Annotated in this window: 16 protein-coding genes; 10 read left to right on the forward strand and 6 right to left on the reverse strand. The window is 69.3% G+C overall.

All coding sequences use genetic code 11. The features are described from left to right. Window positions 1–51: 51 nt before the first annotated feature. Complete coding sequence (locus BQ2383_RS08955) at window positions 52–1,716, reverse strand: ABC transporter substrate-binding protein (RefSeq protein WP_091032714.1); 1,665 nt, start codon at window positions 1,714–1,716, stop codon at window positions 52–54. A gap of 156 nt (window positions 1,717–1,872) precedes the next feature. On the opposite strand from BQ2383_RS08955, the gene BQ2383_RS08960 reads away from it, so the two are divergent. From BQ2383_RS08960 to BQ2383_RS08970, 3 genes are all read left to right on the forward strand, one after another. Continuing rightward, window positions 1,873–2,517 carry a TetR/AcrR family transcriptional regulator gene (locus BQ2383_RS08960; RefSeq protein WP_091032717.1) on the forward strand — a complete coding sequence of 215 codons (645 nt, stop codon included), beginning with the start codon at window positions 1,873–1,875 and terminating at the stop codon, window positions 2,515–2,517. A 31-nt stretch (window positions 2,518–2,548) separates the two neighbouring features. Further along, window positions 2,549–3,763, forward strand: coding sequence for an amidohydrolase (locus tag BQ2383_RS08965; RefSeq protein WP_091032720.1), 1,215 nt, complete (start codon window positions 2,549–2,551; stop codon window positions 3,761–3,763). 330 nt (window positions 3,764–4,093) lie between these two features. Next, entirely contained in the window at window positions 4,094–5,392 is a 1,299-nt protein-coding gene (locus BQ2383_RS08970; protein ID WP_244175954.1) for a D-alanyl-D-alanine carboxypeptidase family protein, read from the forward strand. A 164-nt stretch (window positions 5,393–5,556) separates the two neighbouring features. On the opposite strand, the gene BQ2383_RS08975 is transcribed toward BQ2383_RS08970, so the two are convergent. Both BQ2383_RS08975 and BQ2383_RS08980 read right to left on the reverse strand, forming a co-directional pair. Beyond that, window positions 5,557–6,291 carry a GTP pyrophosphokinase gene (locus BQ2383_RS08975; RefSeq protein WP_091032725.1) on the reverse strand — a complete coding sequence of 245 codons (735 nt, stop codon included), beginning with the start codon at window positions 6,289–6,291 and terminating at the stop codon, window positions 5,557–5,559. Between the two features lie 60 nt (window positions 6,292–6,351). Then, on the reverse strand, window positions 6,352–7,437 hold the full coding sequence (locus tag BQ2383_RS08980; RefSeq protein WP_167381579.1) for a VanZ family protein: 1,086 nt from the start codon (window positions 7,435–7,437) through the stop codon (window positions 6,352–6,354). A gap of 83 nt (window positions 7,438–7,520) precedes the next feature. Here BQ2383_RS08980 and BQ2383_RS08985 point away from each other — a divergent pair, with 83 nt between their 5' ends. Next, window positions 7,521–9,626, forward strand: a complete 2,106-nt coding sequence (locus tag BQ2383_RS08985) for an APC family permease (RefSeq protein WP_244175955.1) — start codon at window positions 7,521–7,523, stop codon at window positions 9,624–9,626. Between the two features lie 15 nt (window positions 9,627–9,641). Here the strand turns inward: BQ2383_RS08985 and BQ2383_RS08990 are convergent, their stop codons facing one another. Beyond that, window positions 9,642–11,048 carry a PLP-dependent aminotransferase family protein gene (locus BQ2383_RS08990; RefSeq protein ID WP_091032729.1) on the reverse strand — a complete coding sequence of 469 codons (1,407 nt, stop codon included), beginning with the start codon at window positions 11,046–11,048 and terminating at the stop codon, window positions 9,642–9,644. On the opposite strand from BQ2383_RS08990, the gene BQ2383_RS08995 reads away from it, so the two are divergent. After that, window positions 11,047–12,000 carry a DMT family transporter gene (locus BQ2383_RS08995; protein WP_091032730.1) on the forward strand — a complete coding sequence of 318 codons (954 nt, stop codon included), beginning with the start codon at window positions 11,047–11,049 and terminating at the stop codon, window positions 11,998–12,000. The two genes, BQ2383_RS08990 and BQ2383_RS08995, sit on opposite strands and share 2 nt — an antisense overlap. Further along, window positions 12,000–12,608, forward strand: a complete 609-nt coding sequence (locus BQ2383_RS09000; RefSeq protein WP_091032732.1) for an FMN-binding negative transcriptional regulator — start codon at window positions 12,000–12,002, stop codon at window positions 12,606–12,608. Before BQ2383_RS08995 ends, BQ2383_RS09000 begins: the two co-directional genes overlap by 1 nt. Before the next feature lie 7 nt (window positions 12,609–12,615). On the opposite strand, the gene BQ2383_RS09005 is transcribed toward BQ2383_RS09000, so the two are convergent. Then, the gene (locus BQ2383_RS09005) at window positions 12,616–13,065 is read right to left on the reverse strand and encodes a hypothetical protein (protein WP_091032734.1); all 450 of its coding nucleotides are present in this window, start codon (window positions 13,063–13,065) and stop codon (window positions 12,616–12,618) included. A gap of 149 nt (window positions 13,066–13,214) precedes the next feature. Between BQ2383_RS09005 and BQ2383_RS09010 the strand changes: the two genes are divergently transcribed. Then, complete coding sequence (locus tag BQ2383_RS09010; RefSeq protein WP_091032737.1) at window positions 13,215–14,159, forward strand: alpha/beta fold hydrolase; 945 nt, start codon at window positions 13,215–13,217, stop codon at window positions 14,157–14,159. Between the two features lie 31 nt (window positions 14,160–14,190). On the opposite strand, the gene BQ2383_RS09015 is transcribed toward BQ2383_RS09010, so the two are convergent. Then, complete coding sequence (locus BQ2383_RS09015; RefSeq protein WP_091033281.1) at window positions 14,191–15,354, reverse strand: SLC13 family permease; 1,164 nt, start codon at window positions 15,352–15,354, stop codon at window positions 14,191–14,193. Between the two features lie 206 nt (window positions 15,355–15,560). Here BQ2383_RS09015 and BQ2383_RS09020 point away from each other — a divergent pair, with 206 nt between their 5' ends. From BQ2383_RS09020 to kdpB, 3 genes are read left to right on the forward strand one after another with little or no spacing between them, the layout of a single operon-like run. Beyond that, complete coding sequence (locus BQ2383_RS09020; RefSeq protein WP_091032739.1) at window positions 15,561–15,650, forward strand: potassium-transporting ATPase subunit F; 90 nt, start codon at window positions 15,561–15,563, stop codon at window positions 15,648–15,650. After that, complete coding sequence (kdpA, locus tag BQ2383_RS09025) at window positions 15,650–17,329, forward strand: potassium-transporting ATPase subunit KdpA (protein ID WP_091032741.1); 1,680 nt, start codon at window positions 15,650–15,652, stop codon at window positions 17,327–17,329. Before BQ2383_RS09020 ends, kdpA begins: the two co-directional genes overlap by 1 nt. Window positions 17,330–17,331: 2 nt before the next feature. Then, window positions 17,332–19,485, forward strand: coding sequence for a potassium-transporting ATPase subunit KdpB (gene kdpB / locus BQ2383_RS09030; protein WP_091032744.1), 2,154 nt, complete (start codon window positions 17,332–17,334; stop codon window positions 19,483–19,485). Window positions 19,486–19,497 lie beyond the last annotated feature (12 nt).

Here is a 19,497-nt window from a genome sequence, read left to right on the forward strand (position 1 = left end):
CGACCTGATCGGGGAGCCCGCGCCGTCGCGGGCTCCCCGGCAGGATGGTGCTTACTCGGCGGGCTTGAGCTTCGTGAGGATCTGCACGATGTTCTGCTGCGTCGGGTCGGCAGAGGCGTAGGGGTCCTCCTCCGACGGCCAGCCCACGTAGTTGCGGGTGTTGAACTCGCCCAGGAGCGGGTGCGCGCCCAGCGGGATGGCCGGCACCTGCTCGGAGAAGATCGTCTGCAGCGTGTCGAGTGCCGCGGTGCGCTCCTCATCCGACGAGGCGTTCGCGTAGGAGTTCAGCGCCGCTGTGGCCTCGGGGTCGTCGAAGCGACCGAAGTTGAAGCCGGCCTTGCCGTCCGAGATCCAGCGCGGGTCCATGGTCGAGGTGTAGAGGCCGTAGGCCGTGCCGCTGTCCTCGAGCCAGTGGATGATCGCCGAGAAGGTGCCGTTGTCGCGCGGGTCCGCCCATCCGCCCCAGTCCGGCATGTCGATCTTGACCTCGGCGCCGATGGCATCGGTCACGTCTTCGGCGATGAGCTCCTGCGCGGTGTTCCAGTCGCTCCACCCCGAGGGGACCGAGAGCGTGAACGAGACGGGCGCACCGTCGGGGTCGATCAGCGCGTCGTCCTTCCAGGTGTAGCCGGCGGTCTCGAGCAGGTCGCGGGCCTTCTCGGCATCGACCGAGTAGTCCACCTCCTTGAATTCGGGCTGGATCTCGTCTTCGAGGATCGACGACAGTCCGGTCACCGACCAGACGGCCTCGCTGGCACCCTCGCGGGCGATGTCGACGTAGGCGTCGCGGTCGATCACCCAGGCGAGCGCCTGACGGAAGGCCGGGTCGTCGAACGGCTTCTGCTGCAGGTTCATGAACAGCGTCGCCGAGCCGGTGGTGGGAGCTGCCCAGAACTTGTTGTGCTCGGGGTCGACCGACAGGAACTGCTCCTCGATCTGCGGGATGAACGCCTGCGCCCAGTCGGCGTCGCCGTTGGCGAGAGCGGTGGTCAGCGCGGTGTTGTCGCCGTACGAGACGTAGTGCAGCTGGGGCACCGAGAGGTCGCCGCCCCAGTAGTCGTCGCGGGCGTCGAGGGTGACCGACTCGGTCGACCAGTTCGACAGCACGTAGGGACCGGTGCCGACCAGGTCGTCGCCCTTGACGGGGTTCGTGGCCGGGTCGTCGAGGTTCTCCCAGATGTGCTTCGGGACGATCGGCACGTGCAGGGCGCGGGCCTGGTTGACGTACTTCGACGCGGCGAAGGTCAGCACGACGTTGTCACCCTCGACGACGGCGCTGTCGAGCTGGAGGCCGGCCGTGTCCAGGGCGGGCGTGGAGGCGAGCTCGTACGAGTAGACGATGTCGTCGGCGGTGAACGGTTCGCCGTCGCTCCAGGTGACATCCTTGCGCGGCACGACCGTGAGGACGGTGTAGTCGTCGTTCCACTCGATGCTCTCGGCGAGCCAGGGGGTGACTCCGCGGTCACCGGTCTGGTTCACGAGGGCGAGGGTCTCGAAGATCACCTTGCCGTAGCCGTACTTCGAGGCGGACGAGTCGCCCACGAACGGGTTGTTGGATTCGGTGGTGATCGCGCCGTCGGGCTTCGCGATCGTGAGGGCGGCGCCGCCGGCAGCACTGCCGGAGTCGTCGTTCCCTCCGGCGGAGCATCCGGCGAGGGCCGAGATTCCGAGGGCGGTGATCGCGGTCGCCGCGATCAGAGACTTTCTGAGCTTCATTGCTTCTCCTTGGGCACGGTCGTTGTGCTGTGTCACCGGTGGATGGGGGTCCGCCGGCCGTCGTGATTTGCTTACTGGCGAGAAAGTAAGCTTCCGTGAGGTTACCGAGGAGTAAGTTAGTTCGCAAGCACGGCTTGCGAGAGAGAGGAGGCCGCGGTGGCAGACAGCGACCAGACCATCCGCGTGCGCCCGGCGACCCTCGCGAAACGCGAGCAGATCCTCAAGGCAGCGGTCGAGATTTTCGGCAACAAGGGCTCGACCAACGGCACCCTCGCCGATGTCGCCGATCAGGTCGGGATCACCCATGCCGGGGTGCTCCATCACTTCGGGTCGAAGCAGAAGCTGCTGCTCGAGGTGCTCTCGTACCGCGATCAGACAGACGTCGCCGAACTCGCCGAGAAGCACATCCCCGGCGGCCCCGAGCTCTTCCTGCACCTGGTGCGCACGGCCTACGCCAACGAGCGGCGCCCCGGCATCGTGCAGGCCTACACCGTGCTCTCGTCGGAATCCGTGACCGACGACCACCCCGGCCGCGAGTACTTCGAGGATCGGTACACGACCCTCCGGCGCGAGGTCACCGCCGCCTTCCACGAGCTGTGCGCCCAGGAGGGCGTGCGCGATCCCGACACGATCGCCGACGCGGCGGCCGCGATCCTCGCCGTGATGGACGGGCTGCAGCTGCAGTGGCTCCTGCACCCCGGAACCGTCGAGCTGGGCGGGGCGAGCGAGTTCGCGATCCGGGCGATCGTGAACGCGGTGCTGCATCCGGGGCCGGAGCTGTCGACCTACAGCCACCCCTGATCCGACCGGGCGTCACCGCTAGGCTCGGGCCATGACGATCGACCTCGAAGCGCTGTACATCGACCTGCATCAGCATCCGGAGCTCTCGTTCCAGGAGACGCGCACCGCCGGCATCGCCGCCCAGCATCTGCGCGATCTCGGTCTCGAGGTCGAAGAAGGCGTGGGCGTCACCGGCGTCATCGGCGTGCTGCGCAACGGCGACGGGCCGGTCGTGTGGGCGCGCGCCGACATGGATGCACTGCCGGTCGAGGAGCAGACCGGGCTCGCGTACGCCAGCACCGCGCACGGCGTCGACCCTGCGGGCACGACCGTCCCCGTCATGCACGCCTGTGGCCACGACATGCATGTGACGGCGATGATCGGCGCCGTCGAGAAGCTCGTCGCCGAACGCGACCAGTGGTCGGGCACTCTCGTCGTGGTGATCCAGCCCGCCGAGGAGTACGGCGCAGGCGCGCGGGCGATGCTCGACGCCGGCATCCTCGACCGCTACCCGAAGCCCGACATCGTGCTCGGACAGCACGTCACCCCGCTGCCCGCCGGCATCATCGGCGTGCGCAGCGGCACCCAGATGGCGGCATCCGACGGTCTGACCGTGACGCTGCACGGGCGCGGCGGTCACGGTTCCCGCCCGCACGCCACGATCGACCCGGTGGTCATGGCCGCGGCGACCGTGATGCGCCTGCAGACCATCACATCGCGCGAGATCGACCCGCAGGGCGTGGCCGTCGTGACGGTCGGCTCGATCCACGCCGGGCTCAAGAACAACATCATCCCCGCCGAGGCGAAGCTCGAACTCAGCCTGCGCTACCCGAACGAAGAGGCGCGCGAGAAGGTGCTCGCGAGCGTCGAGCGCATCGTGCGCGCCGAAGCCGCGGCGTCCGGCGCCGAGCGGGAGCCCGAGATCCGCACCGACCACACCCTTCCCGCCACGATCAACGACGAGGATGCCACGGCGCGGGTGACCGCAGCACTGCAGCGTACCCTCGGCGAAGCATCCGTCATCGACCCCGGCATGTTCACCGGCAGCGAGGACGTCTCGTGGTTCGCGCGGGATGCCGGAGCGCCGCTGGTGTTCTGGTTCTGGGGCGGCATCGACCCGGTCCGTTTCGCCGAGGCGAGCGCGGCCGGGCGCCTCGAGAAGGACATCCCGACCAACCACTCCCCGTTCTTCGCCCCCGAGATCCACCCGACGATCGAAGTCGGCGTCACGGCACTGTCGGCCGCGGCGCGGGAGTTCCTCGGCTGAACCCGCGGGCTCGGCTCGGCTGACGGGGTCGCGCTCCCGTCGGAGAAACGCGCTCCCGTCGCACTTTCGGGCGGGAAATGGCCGACGGAAGTGCGGATCTCCGCGGCCGGCGGGGCGCGAGAGAGCGCGTGTCCCCCGAATGGCCGATAGCGCCGCGCATCGGATGTCCGCCATGATGACGGGATGGTTCCTCGGAAGGGCTCTGCCTCGAGGTCGGAGTGGACTTTCCTGGAGGTACCTCGTGCTCATGCCGTACGCCATCGGTGACGGGCCCTGTCGTTGACCGCGCCGAATCAACCCACGGACGATCTCTCCGACTTCGCGGATTTGATGACCCGCGAGCAGGAGTTCGCTTCCCCTCGTGATCTCGATCCGGAGGCCCACAGGCGACGCAGACGCCGGGGGCTTCTCATCACCGCGATCTGTCTCGGCCTGCTGCTGGCTGCGACCGGAGGGTACATCGCGTGGGCTCTCACCGCGCCGGTGAAACCGCCGGCCGTGACGACGCAGATACCCCCGGTGCCGGTCGGCGGTGCCGCGTCCATCGCGGCGGTTCCCGCGGGGGCTTCGGCGATCAGCATCTCCGGCGCGGACGAATACCTGGGTGAGGGGGCGAGCGGAATCTGGTCGTCGAGCGGAACCGGCGAAGCTCTCCCCATCGCGAGCATCACCAAGCTCATCACCGCGCTGGTCATCCTCGACGCCGTCCCGCTCGCCTCCGCTGACGACCCCGGGCCCACCATCACTTTCAGCGAGTCCGACAACGACCTCTACGACCGGTACTACGTGCTGGGCGCCACCATCGCCCCCATGCCCACGGGCACCTCGATGTCGCTGCACGATGCCCTGGCCGCCATGCTGATCCCCTCGGCGAGCAACTACGCCGAAGCGCTCTCCTCCCGGATCTTCGGATCGCAGAACGCGTTCCTCGGCGCGACGCGCGACTGGCTCTCCGCCCACGGCTTGACGGGCACCACGATCACCGAGCCCACCGGCATCAGCCCGCGCAATACGAGCACGACTGCCGACCTCCTGACCATCGGGAAGCTGGCCTCGGCGAATCCGACGATCGCTCAGATCGTCGCGACCCCGTCGATCTCCCTCCCCGGCGCCGGCCAGCTGTACAACACCAACGGCCTGCTCGGAACGAGCGGGATCACGGGGATGAAGACGGGCACCCTGGGCCACGGCACGTACAGCCTGCTGTACAACGCGACTCTCGTCGTGGGTGCCGACGAACCACTCGCGGTGACAGGCGTCATCCTCGGAGGACCGACGCGCGAGTCCGTGAACGGCAGCGTGCTCGCCACCCTGGACAGCGTCCGTACCGGCTTCCACGAGGTGCCCGTCGCGACATCCGGACAGGAGGTCGGCACGATCACGACACCCTGGGGCTCCACCGCCCAGCTGGTCATCGGCGAGGACGCAGCGGTCTTCACCTGGTCGGACACTCCGATCGTCGCGACGATGGACATCGAGACCCCGCCGACCTCCCGCGACGGCTCGGTCGTGGGGAGCGTCACCTGGACGGCCGGCCCGCACACCGTCACTGCCCCGGTCGAGATCAAGGGGAACGTCGACCCGCCGTCCGAGTGGTGGCGGCTCACCCACCCGTCAGAGCTCGGCTGAGCGACCGCAGACCGAGGGCTGAGGCGGCCCGCTCGCGCGAGCGTGAATCGCACTTCCGTCGGTGAATCGCGCTCCAGCCGGACGTACTGCCACGAAACGTGCGCGGGAAGTGCGGTTGGCCGCGGCGGGCGAGAGCAGAGACGACGGGGGCGGGCGCCGCGGGGCTAGACCCCGACGACCCGCGGATCAGCCGGGGCGGGCGGTGTCGCGCGCGGCGCAGGGGGCGGCGGCGGGGCGAGCTGACGCTGGGGCACGCCGTGGGCCTCACGATGCAGGCGCTCCATGCGACTGTCGAGCTCGGAGGCGGCATCCGCGGCATCCGACAGGCTGTCGACGAGGTGCGAGGGCACCTGGTTCGAGAACTTGTAATAGATCTTGTGCTCGAGGCTGGCCCAGAAGTCCATCGCGATCGTGCGGAACTGCACCTCGACCGGCACCGCCAGCGCGCCGGTCGACAGGAACACGGGCACCTCGATGATCGCGTGCAGGCTCTTGTAGCCGTTGTCCTTCGGGTGCGCGATGTAGTCCTTGACAGTGCGCACCGTGACATCGTCCTGCGCGGTGAGCAGGTCGAACAGCCGATACACGTCGGCGACGAAACTGCAGGTCACGCGCACGCCGGCGATGTCGGTGATCTCGGCGCGGATGCGGTCGAAGTCGGGCTCGTCGATGCCCTTGCGGGCGAGCTTCTCGACGATGCTGTCCGGCGACTTCAGACGGCTCTTCACGTGCTCGATCGGGTTGTACGCGTGATCGTGCGTGAACTCGTCACGGAGGATCGAGATCTTGGTCTCGACCTCGCGCATCCCGAACTCGTACTCGCGCAGGAACCGCTGCAGCTCGTCACGCAGCTCGCGGGCCTGGTTGATCGTGTCCTCGGTGACGTGAACGGTCGACATGGCATCGACGTTACGCGTTCGTGATCGGAAGCCGCTGTGGATACCCGATGTCCTCACGACTCACATGCGGCGGACTCCGGGGAGCGGGGAGGCGACGTCCGTCCGCGCATCGACCAGCTGTTGCCCGGAGAGGACGCCGGGCAGGCCACGCCCGGAGCGGGTCGTGAACAGCAGGACGACCGCGACGAGGAACAGCACGGCCGACGCGAACCCGAAGATCCCCCCGGGCAGCTGAAGAGCGCTGATCCCTCCGAGACCGCCCGCCCAGCGCAGGAGGCGCGCGACCGGTGCGGGCAGCCGGGACCCCGTGTACCGGAGCTGCACGGCGACGTCACCGATCGAACGCCCGCCGATCAGGATCAGCACCAGGAACAATGCGGACGGGACGATCGTGGCCGCCGCGGAAGAGAGAGTGCCGTCGAGCACCGCGGCCCGATCCTTCACGACGAACTCCAGCCACACCTGCACGGTCACGCCGGCGCCCACGCTCAGGAATCCGTAGGCGAGGACGTCGCACAGCATCGCGAGGGCGCGGCGACCGCGGGTGACCGGACGGGGAAGGTCGGCGTCGGGGCGCGCCTCCGCGCCGCGCAGCGACCGCGGGACGACGAGAGCGAGGGTGCAGCCGACGACAGCACCGAGGGTGTTCGTCATCAGATCACCCACGTCGAAGAAGCGATACGCGCAGGGGTAGACACCCCACACCCCGGTCAGCTGCGTCGTCTCGATCAACAGCGACAGTCCGAATCCGGCGGCGAGCGCCACCAGGATGCCGCGACCGGCGAGGACCCGCACGAAGAAGCCGAGCGGGAGGAACAGCAGCACGTTGAACACCAGCTGCAGCAGGGCCGGCTGCCGCAGCGGGTTGCCCGGCGCCGCGAACGCCTTCTGCACGTCGCGCACGACCGACATCGGATCGGTGATCGCCCCGACGCAGCGGATCGTATCCGGGTCGGGCAGGGGAAGCAGGGTGTACGTCCAGATCGCCCAGAAGTAGATCAGGGCCGACAGCCAGAGCAGCGTGCGCCCGAGGCCGAGCCGCCCGCGCCGCCGGTAGCTGATCGCCACGAACGGCACGAACAGGAGGATGCCGAAAGCCACTCCGATCGCGATGGCGATGAACCCGAGCAGCACCTGATCTTCCACAGCGTGCCAGTGTAGCCGCGGCCGTAAGGATTCCGTGAGGGACCCGCATCCGACCGTAGGGATTCCGTGAGGATCGCGTGAGGATGCCGTCAGCAGGCGTAGTGTCGCCGGACGTGTCCAACGAAAACAGGGAGAGCGCGGACGCGCCCCCGCGCGCGAAGCGCATCATCATCGGGGAACCGCTGACGAGCCAGCAGGTCGACGACCAGCTGCTCCCCAAGCGCATGGCACTGCCGATCTTCGCGTCGGACGCGCTGAGCTCCGTGGCCTACGCGCCGCAGGAACTCGTGATGATCCTGCTGATCGGCGGGCTCACCTTCCTCTCCTTCACGCCGCTCGTCGCGATCTCGGTCGTGGTGCTGCTCATCGTGGTCGTGCTCAGCTACCGGCAGCTCATCAAGGCCTACCCCTCGGGCGGCGGCGACTACGAGGTCGCGTCGAAGAACCTGGGCGAGATCCCCGGTGTGATCGTCGCCGCGGCGCTCCTGGTCGACTACGTGCTGACCGTGGCCGTGTCGGTCGCATCCGGCGTCGACAACATCATCTCGGCGGTGCCCGGCCTCGACCCGTTCCGCGTGGAACTCGCGGTCGGCTTCGTGATCCTCATCATCGTCGTGAACCTGCGCGGGGTTCGCGAGGCGTCTCTCGTCTTCGCGATCCCGACGTACGTCTTCATCGCGTCGGTCGGCATCATGATCGTGACCGGCCTGATCCGCACGTTCCTGGGCGATGCTCCCGTGGCCTCGAGTGCGGACTTCTCCGTGCAGGCCGAGAGTCTCAGCCAGGCCGCGGTGATCCTGCTGATCCTGCGCGCGTTCTCGAGCGGATGCTCCGCCCTCACCGGCGTCGAGGCCGTGTCGAACGGTGTGCCCGCCTTCCGGGCCCCGAAGGTGCGCAACGCGCAGTCGACCCTCGTGCTGATGGGGTCGATCGCCGCCTGTCTGTTCGCCGGACTCACCGCTCTCGCCCTCATCACCGGCGTGCACTACGCCGAGAACCCGTGCGACCTGATCGGGTTCGACTGCACGAACCCGCAGCCGAGCCTGATGGCGCAGATCGCCTCGGCGACGTTCGGCGGCGGCAGCATCGCCTTCTTCATCGTGCAGGCCGCGACCGCGTGCGTGCTGCTGCTCGCCGCGAACACCGCCTTCAACGGATTCCCGCTGCTGGGCGCCGTGCTCGCTCGCGACGGCTACGCCCCGAAGTCGCTCAACACCCGCGGCGACCGCCTCGTGTTCTCGAACGGCATGATCCTGCTGGGCATCGCGGCGATCGCCGTGCTCGTCGTGTTCCAGGCGAAGCTGACCACCCTGATCCAGCTGTACATCATCGGCGTTTTCGTGTCGTTCTCCCTCGGGCAGATCGGCATGGTCCGGCACTGGCGGCGCGTGCTGCGCGGGCCCATCGAAAGCAAGGCAGGATCCGGTATCGACGGAGCATCGGCATCCGACCGCCGCTCGGCGAAGATCGGGCTCATCATCAACTCCGCCGGTGCGGTGATGACCGTGCTCGTGCTCCTCATCGTGACGATCACCAAGTTCACGCACGGCGCCTACCTGGTGTTCTTCGCGATCCCGATCCTCGCGTTCCTCATGCTGGGCGTGAAGAGGTACTACCGCGACGTCGAACACGAGATCGCGATCGACGACACCACCAAGTTCGGCGCGACCGGCGACCTCGCCATCGTGCTCGTCAACCGACTGCAGAAGCCCGTCGTGAAGGCCATCGACTATGCGATCGCGGCCAAGCACGGCAAGACCCTCGCGGTGCACGTGGCCGTGGCCTCCGACGACGCCGCCACGCTGCAGCAGGAGTGGGCCGACCACCTCGTGCCCATCCCGCTCGTGATCGTCGAGTCGCCGTACCGCTCGTTCGCGCAGCCGGTCACCCAGTTCATCAAGCAGTACCGCGAGAAGCACGGCTCCTCCGTCGTGACGGTATACCTGCCGCAGTACATCGTGGGGCACTGGTGGGAGTCGTTCCTGCACAACCGTCGCGCCCGCCGGCTCGCGAACCAGCTGATGCTCGTCCACGGGGTGTCGATCACCCTCGTGCCCTGGCTGCTCGACTCGTCGGAGCTCATCTACGGCCGCCGCTCCCGTCCGCTGCCGGGTCAGCAACGCGCCGGGCGGCCCGTGGTCGTGAACGGCCGCCGCGCGCACCGGCCCGGGGGTCCGCCGCAGGAGTAGACGCCGCGGCTCTCGTCACACTCCGGCGAGCACCGAACCGAGGATGCCGGCGGCCTCGGCGAAGCGCGTGGGGTCGGCATTCGCGTAGTTGAGCCGCGCGTACGAGCCGGAGGGCTCGGCGGGGAACCACTCGGACCCGGGGGCGATGATCACACCGCGCACCTCGCAGTCGCGGACGACCTGTGCGACATCCGTCCCCTCGGGGAGCCGCACCCACAGGTTCAGGCCGCCTGCCGGGATGCCCTCGACCTGCGCCGACGGGGCGTGCTCGGCCAGGCTCGAGACCAGCAGGTCGCGGCGCGCGCGCAGGTGCTCGCGGAACCCGCGCAGGTGCGTGCGCCAGGCGGGCTGCGTGACCACGTCGAGCGCGGCGGCCTGCAGCAGCCCGCTCACGTACATGGACTCCGCCGCACGGTCGGCCAGGATCCGCTCTCGCGCAGGCCCCCGGGCGATCACGGCCGCGACGCGCAGCGCGGGCGAGGCGCTCTTGGTGAGGGAGCGCAGGTACACGACATGGCCGTCGTCGTCGGATGCGGCGATCGGTCGCGGCTCGGCATCGATCCCCAGGTCGTGCGCCCAGTCATCCTCGATCAGGAAAGCCCCGTGCTGGCGCACGGTCTCGAGCACGCCCTCCCCCGTCGCGGTCGACCACTGCGCGCCGGTCGGGTTGGCGAACGTCGGCTGCGCGTAGAACGCTCGGGCTCCCGTCTGCGCGAACGCCCGCTCCACGTCATCCGGATCGGGACCCTGGGGCCCGGAGGGGATCGGCACCAGCACGACACCCGCCTGCGCGGCGGCGAGCAGCGCACCCCAGTAGGTGGGTGACTCGACGAGCAGCGGCTGTCCTGGGCCTACGACCGCACGGAAGATCGAGCTCAGCCCGCTCTGGCTGCCCGAGATGATGAGGGCATCCCGCGCCGATGCGGGTGTGATGCCGGCGGGTGCGGTAGCGGCGAGCTCTCCCGCGAACCAGGCCTGCAGCTCCGGCAGCCCCGCGGCGGGCGAGCGGGTCAGTGCTTCGTCGGTGCGCGCAGCGCGCACGAGCGCCTGCCGCACCAGCCGCGCCGGCAGCAGTTCGACCGCGGGGTAGCCGGAGTGGAGCCCGATCGCCTCCGGGGAGACCGTGCGCTGCGTGGACGACAGGCCCACGAGTCCCGAGGGCGCCGTGCCGAGCGCTGCGGTCTGCCAGCCGTAGTCCGCCGAGCGGGCGGCGCGGATCGCGCGGACGAAGGTGCCGGCGCCCGGACGCGACTCCACCAGCCCGAGCCGGACGAGCTGCTGCATCGCCTTCTGCACCGTGACCGGGCTCGCCCCGTATTCCGCCATGAGCGCCCGGTTCGACGGCACGCGCGCCCCCGGAGATGCCGAGGCGACCCATGCGCGGACACCGGCGACGATCCGGTCACTGCTATCCTGACTCATGACAGTAGAGAGTAGCGTTATCGCTCCGCGATCGACAGTGCTATCGACGCGCGCCGGCCTCTGGTGGGGGCTACTCGGCGTCACCGCCTTCTCGTTCACCCTCCCGTTCACACGGATCGCCGTCGACGGCCTCTCCCCGCTGTTCATCGGCGCAGGGCGCGCGGTCGTCGCCGCCCTCCTCGCCGGAATCGCCCTGGCCGCGACACGGCAGCGCATCCCCACACGAGTGCAGTGGTGGCGACTGGCCATCGTCGCCGGCGGAGTCGTGGCCGGATTCCCGCTGCTCACCTCGTTCGCGATGACCACGACCCCCGCCAGTCACGGCGCCGTCGTGATCGGCCTGCTGCCCGCCGCGACCGCCGTCGCCGTGGTGGTCCGCACCGGCGAGCGCCCGAACCGCTCCTTCTGGATCTTCGCGATCGTCGGCGCGGTCGCCGCCGTCGTGTTCGCCGCCCTGCAGAACGGCGGACTCGGCTCCCTCACCACTGCCGACCTGCTGCTGTTCGGAGCCGTGCTGGCCGCAGCGATCGGCTATGCGGAGGGCGGTCTGCTCGCCCGCGAGCTCGGCTCCTGGCAGACGGTGTCGTGGGCGCTGATCGCCGCCGCCCCACTCATGGGCGTCCTGACCATGGTGTCGGCGATCCAGCAGCCACCCGCGGCGAGCCCCGTGCAGTGGCTCGCCTTCGCCTACCTCGCCGCGGTAAGCATGTTCCTCGGATTCTTCGCCTGGTACCGCGGACTCGCGATCGGACCGATGGCGCAGGTGAGCCAGATCCAGCTCGTCCAGCCCGTGATGAGCATCGCGTGGGCCGCCCTCCTGCTGCACGAGCCGATCGGCTGGGCCACCGCCGTCGGAGGTCTCGCGGTCATCGCCTGCGCCGCGCTCGCGGTGCGCACCCGCCTGAAAGTCCACCCCCGAACCGAACGGCCGCCCCGAGAAGAGGAATCCTGATGCGCCACACACCCCGCTACCTGATGACCGACCCCGACGAGGTCAAGCGCCTCATCCGCGGCAACCCGTGGGCGACGTTCGTCTCCCCGACGAGCACCGGACTCGTCGCCTCGCACTACCCCACGCTGCTCATCGAGGATGAAGAGGGCATCGTGATCGCCAGCCATTTCGGACGGCCCGACGATGAGCTCCACGAACTCGGTCGGCACGAGGTTCTCGTGATCATCCAGGGGCCGCACGACTACGTCTCACCGAGCCTGTATGCGCCGGGCGACCGGGTCCCCACGTGGAACCACGTGACCGCGCACCTCTACGGCACCCCCGAGATCCTCAGCGAGGAGGAGAACTACGCCATGCTCACGCAGTTGACCGACCACTTCGAGAACGGGCAGGACCACGGTCGGCATCTGTCGGAGGACGAGCCGGGCACCCGTCGAGCGGCGAAGGGAACCGTCGGCCTGCGGATGCGCGTAGCCCGCTTTGACGCGCGCGCCAAGCTCAGCCAGAACAAGCCGCCCGAGGTGCGCGACAACATCACGGCGCGGTTCGCCGAGACGAACAGCGCACTCGCGTCGGAGATGCGGCGAGTCAGCGGGGAGCGACCGTGATCGGTCTCTAGATGCAGGCCCAGCAGTACACGCGGTGGCCGGATGCGGCGGCGCGACGCGCGAGAGCGGCGAGGTCGCGCGCGAACGCGGCCAACTGCGCCGGATCTGCACCCTCGAGCTCCTCGGTCTGCGACCACGGCTCGGCTACCTCGGCCAGGCGCGCGTCGTCGGCTGCGGCGAGCGCCGATGCCAGAGCATCCGTCACCGTGATGACGATCCGGTCGTAGTCTTCGCTCATCGCGAGGTTGTGGCCGGCGCGGGGGTCTTCGGTCACGTCGTCGTACGGGGTGCCCATGAGCAGCGCCTCGAGCGTGCCGAGCTGCACGACGGGATCGATACCGCCGAGCGTGCCGGCGTCGAAACCGGAGTCCGTCGCGGTCGGCCCGCCCTCCACGTCGAGGACCTTCACGGCCTCTTCGTCGGATGCGGCGGAGAAGTAGTCGTAGATCACACTCATGCTCGACATCCTGCCAGGCCGCGCCGACCTCGAGCTGCCGTGACACTAGTCACCCCAGGTCGTGACGGGGCGACACTTCCGCGGAGTCCGGCGGTCGGATGGACTGAGTACAGACGCGGAACCCGATCCGCCGATCGAGAAAGAGCCTCATGCGCAAGCCCTGGAAAGTCGTCCTCACCACCCTCGGAGTCATCGTGGCCGTACCCGTGCTCGCCATCGCCTCCACAGCGATCGGCAACGTGATCGCGACGCAGGTCGAGACAACCGCATTCACGCCGTACGGAGAGTCCGTGACGGTCGACGGCAAGTCCATGAACGTCGTCGTGGCCGGGGAGGGTGACGAGACCATCGTGCTGCTGCCCGGACTCGGCACGGCCGCGCCCGCGCTCGACTTCGAACCGCTGATCGCCGAGCTGCAGGACGACTACCGGGTGGTCGCGGTGGAGCCCTTCGGCACCGGGCTCAGCGACCAGACCGATGTCCCACGCACCGGCGAGAACATCGCCCGCGAGGTGCACGAGGCGCTGCAGGAGCTGGGCATCGACCGGTATGCGCTGATGGGGCACTCGATCTCCGGTATCTACGCCCTCCCCTACACCGCCGCCTACGCCGACGAGGTCACGGCGTTCATCGGCATCGACAGCAGCGTGCCCGACCAGCCGGGGTGGGACGATCCGATCCCCACGTCGACCATCGCCACGCTCTCCGGGCTCGGAGTCACGCGGGTGCTGAGCGCGATCGCTCCCGATCCTTACGAGGGCCTGCCGTACGACGACGAGACGAAGGACCGGATGCGGGTGCTCAGCGCGCGGAACGCGGCCGCGCCGACATTGCTCGACGAGATGGATCGTGCCTCCTCGAACTTCGCCGCAGTGAGCGGCACGACCTTCCCCAGCGACCTTCCCGTGCTGCTGTTCATCGTGGACGAGGATGCCGAGGTCTCCGGCTGGCGGGAACTGCACGAGGCGCAGGCCGCGAGTGTCGACCGTGGCGAGGTCGTCGGGATCGACGGCGGCCACTACCTCCACCACACGCAGTCGCCCGAGCTGGCGGCACAGACCCGCGTGTTCCTGGATTCGCTCGCGACCGACTGACCGACGGGCACCCGCTCTCCCGGTCGCGTGCCTAGCCCGAGACGAGCCACAGCACGAGCACGGCGGCGAGCACCGTCGGCACCGCGGCCACCACTCCCCACAGCAGGAAGCGGCTCCATCGGATCGTCACCCCCAGCGCGACGATCCGGTTGTGCCAGAGCAGGGTCGCGAGCGAGGCCCACGGAGTGATGAGCGGGCCGATGTTCACGCCGATCAGCAGCGCCATCAGCGCGACGGGGTCACCGGCCGCGGGTTCGAGCACGAGATATGCCGGGAGGTTGTTGATCGCGTTGGCGCTCACGGCCCCGAGCGCGGCCAGTCGGAACAGGTCACCGGGAGCGTCGCCGGTCGCCGTCGGCGAGGTGAGGAAGTCGAAGAGCCCCTGCGCGTGCGCAGACTCGACCAGCACGAACAGCGACGCCGCGAGAGCGAGCGCCTGCCACGGGACGAGCGAGAGGCGCAGCGCCCGCCGTCGCCGCACCGCGAACAGGCCGATCAGCGCGAGGGCAGCGGCCGTGGCCGGGATCCAGACATCGTGGGTGAGAGCGAGCAACGGCATCAGGACGAGAAGGACGCCGGTGGCGCTCCAGAACAGAGCCGGATCGGCGGGACGCCGTGGCACCGGCGTCTCATACGCGCCGAAGACCGTGCGCCGATGCATGACGGTGAGGATCGCGACGGGCACGAGGATGCCGACGAGCGTGGGCGCCCAGCTCAGCGCGAAGAACGCCCCCGGCCCGTCGCCGATGGCCGGGGCGGCGAGCAGATTGGTGAGGTTCGAGACCGGGAGCGCGAGCGATGCCGTGTTCGCGAGCCACACGGTCGCCAGCGCGAACGGAAGGGGTGAGACGCCGATGCTCTGCGCCAGGACGACCACCACCGGAGTGACGATCACGGCGGTCGTGTCGAGCGACAGGAACACCGTGCTCACCACGGCGAGCGCCACGACCAGCGCCCACAGCGCGAGCACCCGTCCTCGACCCCAGCGGGCGAGACGCTGCGAGACTACGTCGAACACGGCCGCGTCACGGGCGAGCTCGGCGACGATCGTGATCGCGACGACGAAACCCAGAACGGGGGCGGTCCGCGCGCCGAGCGCCCCGGCATCGGAGCGCGGCAGGAACCCGGTGAGCACGCAGGCGAGGGCGACCACGACGAGTGCGCCGACGACCCACGTCCCGGCCCCGATCCGCAGCTTCCTGATCCCCACCTCGTGAGCATAGGGCCGAACCGTGAGCAACCCGTATGCATCCTCGGCGGGGGTGTAGGGGAACCGTGAGGATCGACGGATCCGCCCGCGCACGGGAGTTGTATCGGATCCGTGCTCGACATCATCTACATCGCGCTGACTCTCGCGCTGTTCGCCCTCGTCTCCCTGGTCGCCAAGGCGGTGGACCGCGCATGATCGTCTTCGAGATCATCGCGGCCGTCGTCGCCGTCGCGGCCGTCGTCTACCTCGTCGTCGCGCTCGTCGCCCCGGAGCGATTCTGATGGGTGCGGCGATCTGGTTCGGCATCCTGCAGCTCACGGCCGTCGTAGTCGTGCTCGTGCTGCTCTACCGCCCGCTCGGTGACTACATCGCCCGGGTGTATACCTCGGCGAAGGACCTGCGCGTCGAGCGCGGCGTCTACCGGCTGATCGGCGTCGACTCGTCCTCCGAGCAGACCTGGCGCGCCTACGCCCGCAGCGTGCTCGCGTTCTCGGTCGTCGGGCTGCTGCTCGTCTACGGGCTGCAGCGGCTGCAGGCGTTCCTGCCGCAGTCTCTGGGGCTGCCCGCCGTGCCCGAAGGACTCGCATTCAACACCGCGGCATCCTTCGTCGCGAACACCAACTGGCAGTCGTACTCGCCCGAGCAGACCATGGGCTACACCGTGCAGCTCGCCGGCCTCACGGTGCAGAACTTCGTCTCGGCGGCGGTCGGACTCGCCATCGCGATCGCGCTGATCCGCGGCCTCGCGCGCCGGGGCTCGGCGACCATCGGCAACTTCTGGGTCGACCTGATCCGCGGTCTCGGCCGCATCCTCCTCCCGATCGCCCTGATCGGTGCGGTGGCCCTCCTCGCGGGCGGCGTGATCCAGAACTTCGCGGGCTTCACCGACATCACCACCGTGTCGGGCGGCACCCAGACCATCCCGGGCGGACCGGTCGCCTCGCAGGAGGCGATCAAGCTCCTCGGCACCAACGGCGGCGGCTTCTTCAACGCCAACTCCGCGCATCCGTTCGAGAACCCGACCGGGTTCACGAACCTGCTGGAGGTGCTGCTGATCCTCGTCATCCCGTTCTCCCTCCCCCGCACGTTCGGGCGCATGGTGGGCGACCACCGACAGGGCTACGCGATCGCCGCGGTCATGGGCACGATCTTCCTGATCTCGACGTTCGCACTCTCGGCGCTCGAACTGGCCGGCCGCGGCAGCGCACCCGAGCTCGCCGGAGCGGCGATGGAGGGCAAGGAGGTGCGCTTCGGCATCCTCGGCTCCACGCTGTTCGGCAGCGCAAGCACGCTCACCTCGACCGGTGCGGTCAACTCGATGCACGACTCGTACACGGCACTCGGCGGCATGATGCCGATGCTGAACATGATGCTCGGCGAGGTCGCCCCCGGCGGCGTCGGCTCGGGCCTCTACGGCATGCTCGTGCTCGCGATCATCGCCGTGTTCGTCGGCGGACTGCTCGTCGGACGCACCCCCGAGTACCTCGGCAAGCGCATCGGTCCGCGGGAGATCAAGCTCGCGAGCCTCTACATCCTCGTCGTCCCGGCACTGGTCCTCGGCGGTACGGCCCTGAGCTTCGCGATCCCCGGCATCCGGGAAGACGTGGAGGCCACCAGCATCCTGAACCCGGGCGTGCACGGCATGAGCGAAGTGCTCTACGCGTTCACCTCGGCCGCGAACAACAACGGCTCGGCCTTCGCCGGACTCACCGCGAACACCCCGTGGTTCAACACCGCTCTCGGCGTCGCGATGCTGCTCGGACGCTTCCTCCCCATCGTGCTCGTGTTGGCTCTCGCCGGATCGTTCGCGGCGCAGGAGCGGGTGCCCGCCACCTCGGGCACGCTGCCCACCCACCGGCCGCAGTTCGTCGGCCTCCTCCTCACCGTGACGGTCGTCGTGACCGCCCTCACCTACTTCCCCGTGCTCGCACTGGGACCCCTCGCCGAAGGACTCGTCTGACCATGACCCTCATCACCACGCCTTCTGAATCCCCGTCCGAACAGCAGGATGCTGCGGCATCCGCCCCCGCGCAGCCGACGCGCTCCTTCGGCTGGTCGCAGCTCGTCGCGGCCCTGCCCGGCGCCCTGCGCAAGCTGAACCCCGCAGCCCTCGTCCGCAACCCCGTGATGCTGCTGGTCTGGGTCGGTGCCGCGTTCGCGACCGTGCTGGCGATCGCCGAGCCCTTCCTCGGCGGCCCGGCCGACTCGGGTGGCACCCCTGTCCCCGCGCCGTTCACCTGGGGCATCGCGGTGTGGCTCTGGCTGACGGTGCTTTTCGCGAACGTCGCCGAGTCCGTCGCCGAAGGCCGCGGCAAGGCGCAGGCCGCGAGCCTGCGCAAGACCCGCACCAGCACGATGGCCCGCCGAGTGGTCGGCTACGACGCGGCTTCGGATGCTGCCGCCGAGCGCGCCGATACCCTCGAGGTCTCGTCCGCCGAGCTGCAGCGCGACGATGTCGTGATCGTGGCAGCCGGCGAGCTGATCCCCGGTGACGGCGACATCATCGCGGGCATCGCGACCGTCGACGAGTCGGCCATCACGGGCGAGAGCGCCCCGGTGATCCGCGAGTCGGGCGGCGACCGCAGCGCCGTTACCGGCGGCACGCGCGTGCTGTCCGACCGGATCGTGGTGCGCATCACCTCGAAGCCGGGTGAGACGTTCGTCGACCGGATGATCGCCCTCGTCGAAGGTGCCAGCCGCCAGCGCACCCCGAACGAGATCGCGCTGAACATCCTGCTCGCCAGCCTGTCGATCATCTTCGTGGTCGTGGTGCTCGCCCTGAACCCGATCGCCTCGTACGCCGCATCACCCGTCAGCATCCCGGTGCTCATCGCCCTGCTCGTCTGCCTGATCCCGACCACCATCGGCGCACTGCTCTCCGCCATCGGCATCGCCGGGATGGACCGACTCGTGCAGCGCAACGTGCTGGCCATGTCGGGGCGCGCTGTCGAGGCCGCGGGCGACGTCACCACGCTGCTGCTCGACAAGACCGGCACCATCACCTACGGCAACCGCCGTGCGCACGAGGTCCTGCCCCTCCCGGGCATCGATGCGGACGAGCTGCTGCGGGTCGCGGCACTGTCGTCGCTCGCAGACCCCACCCCGGAGGGCGCCTCGATCGTCGAGCTCGCCGCCGCCCGCGGCATCCGCGTCACCGCTCCGGAGGATGCCGTGGTCGTGCCGTTCACCGCGCAGACCCGTATGTCGGGACTCGACCTCGCCGACGGCACGCAGATCCGCAAGGGCGCAGGTTCCGCGGTGCGCGCCTGGCTCCGGCTCGACGCCGAGGATGCGGAGCTCACCACCCGCACCGACACCGTCGCCGAAAGCGGCGGCACCCCGCTCGTCGTGGCGGTGACGACCCCCGGCGCGGAAGGCCGCGTCCTCGGCGTCGTGCACCTCAAGGACATCGTCAAGGACGGTCTGCGCGAGCGGTTCGACGAGCTGCGCAGCATGGGCATCCGCACGGTGATGATCACGGGCGACAACCCGCTGACCGCGAAGGCGATCGCTGCGGAGGCCGGGGTCGACGACTTCCTCGCCGAGGCGACGCCCGAGGACAAGCTGGCCCTCATCCGCCGCGAGCAGGAGGGCGGGCGCCTGGTCGCGATGACCGGCGACGGCACGAACGACGCTCCTGCCCTGGCGCAGGCCGACGTCGGCGTCGCCATGAACACCGGCACCTCGGCCGCGAAGGAGGCCGGCAACATGGTCGACCTCGACTCCGACCCGACCAAGCTGATCGACATCGTGCGCATCGGCAAGCAGCTGCTCATCACCCGGGGCGCTCTCACCACGTTCTCGCTCGCGAACGACGTGGCGAAGTACTTCGCGATCATCCCGGCGATGTTCATGGGGGTGTTCCCCGGACTCGCGGCGCTCAACGTCATGCAGCTACACTCGCCGGCGTCCGCCGTGACCAGCGCGATCATCTTCAACGCGATCGTGATCGTGTTCCTCATCCCGCTCGCCCTGCGCGGCGTGAAGTACCGCCCGGCGAGCGCCTCGCAGATCCTGCAGCGCAACCTGCTCATCTACGGACTCGGCGGTGTGATCGCCCCGTTCATCGGCATCAAGCTCATCGACCTCGTCGTCAGCCTCATCCCGGGCTTCTGACCCGGCTCGGAA

The organism is Microbacterium oxydans (assembly GCF_900095745.1).
Taxonomy (GTDB): domain Bacteria; phylum Actinomycetota; class Actinomycetes; order Actinomycetales; family Microbacteriaceae; genus Microbacterium; species Microbacterium oxydans_B.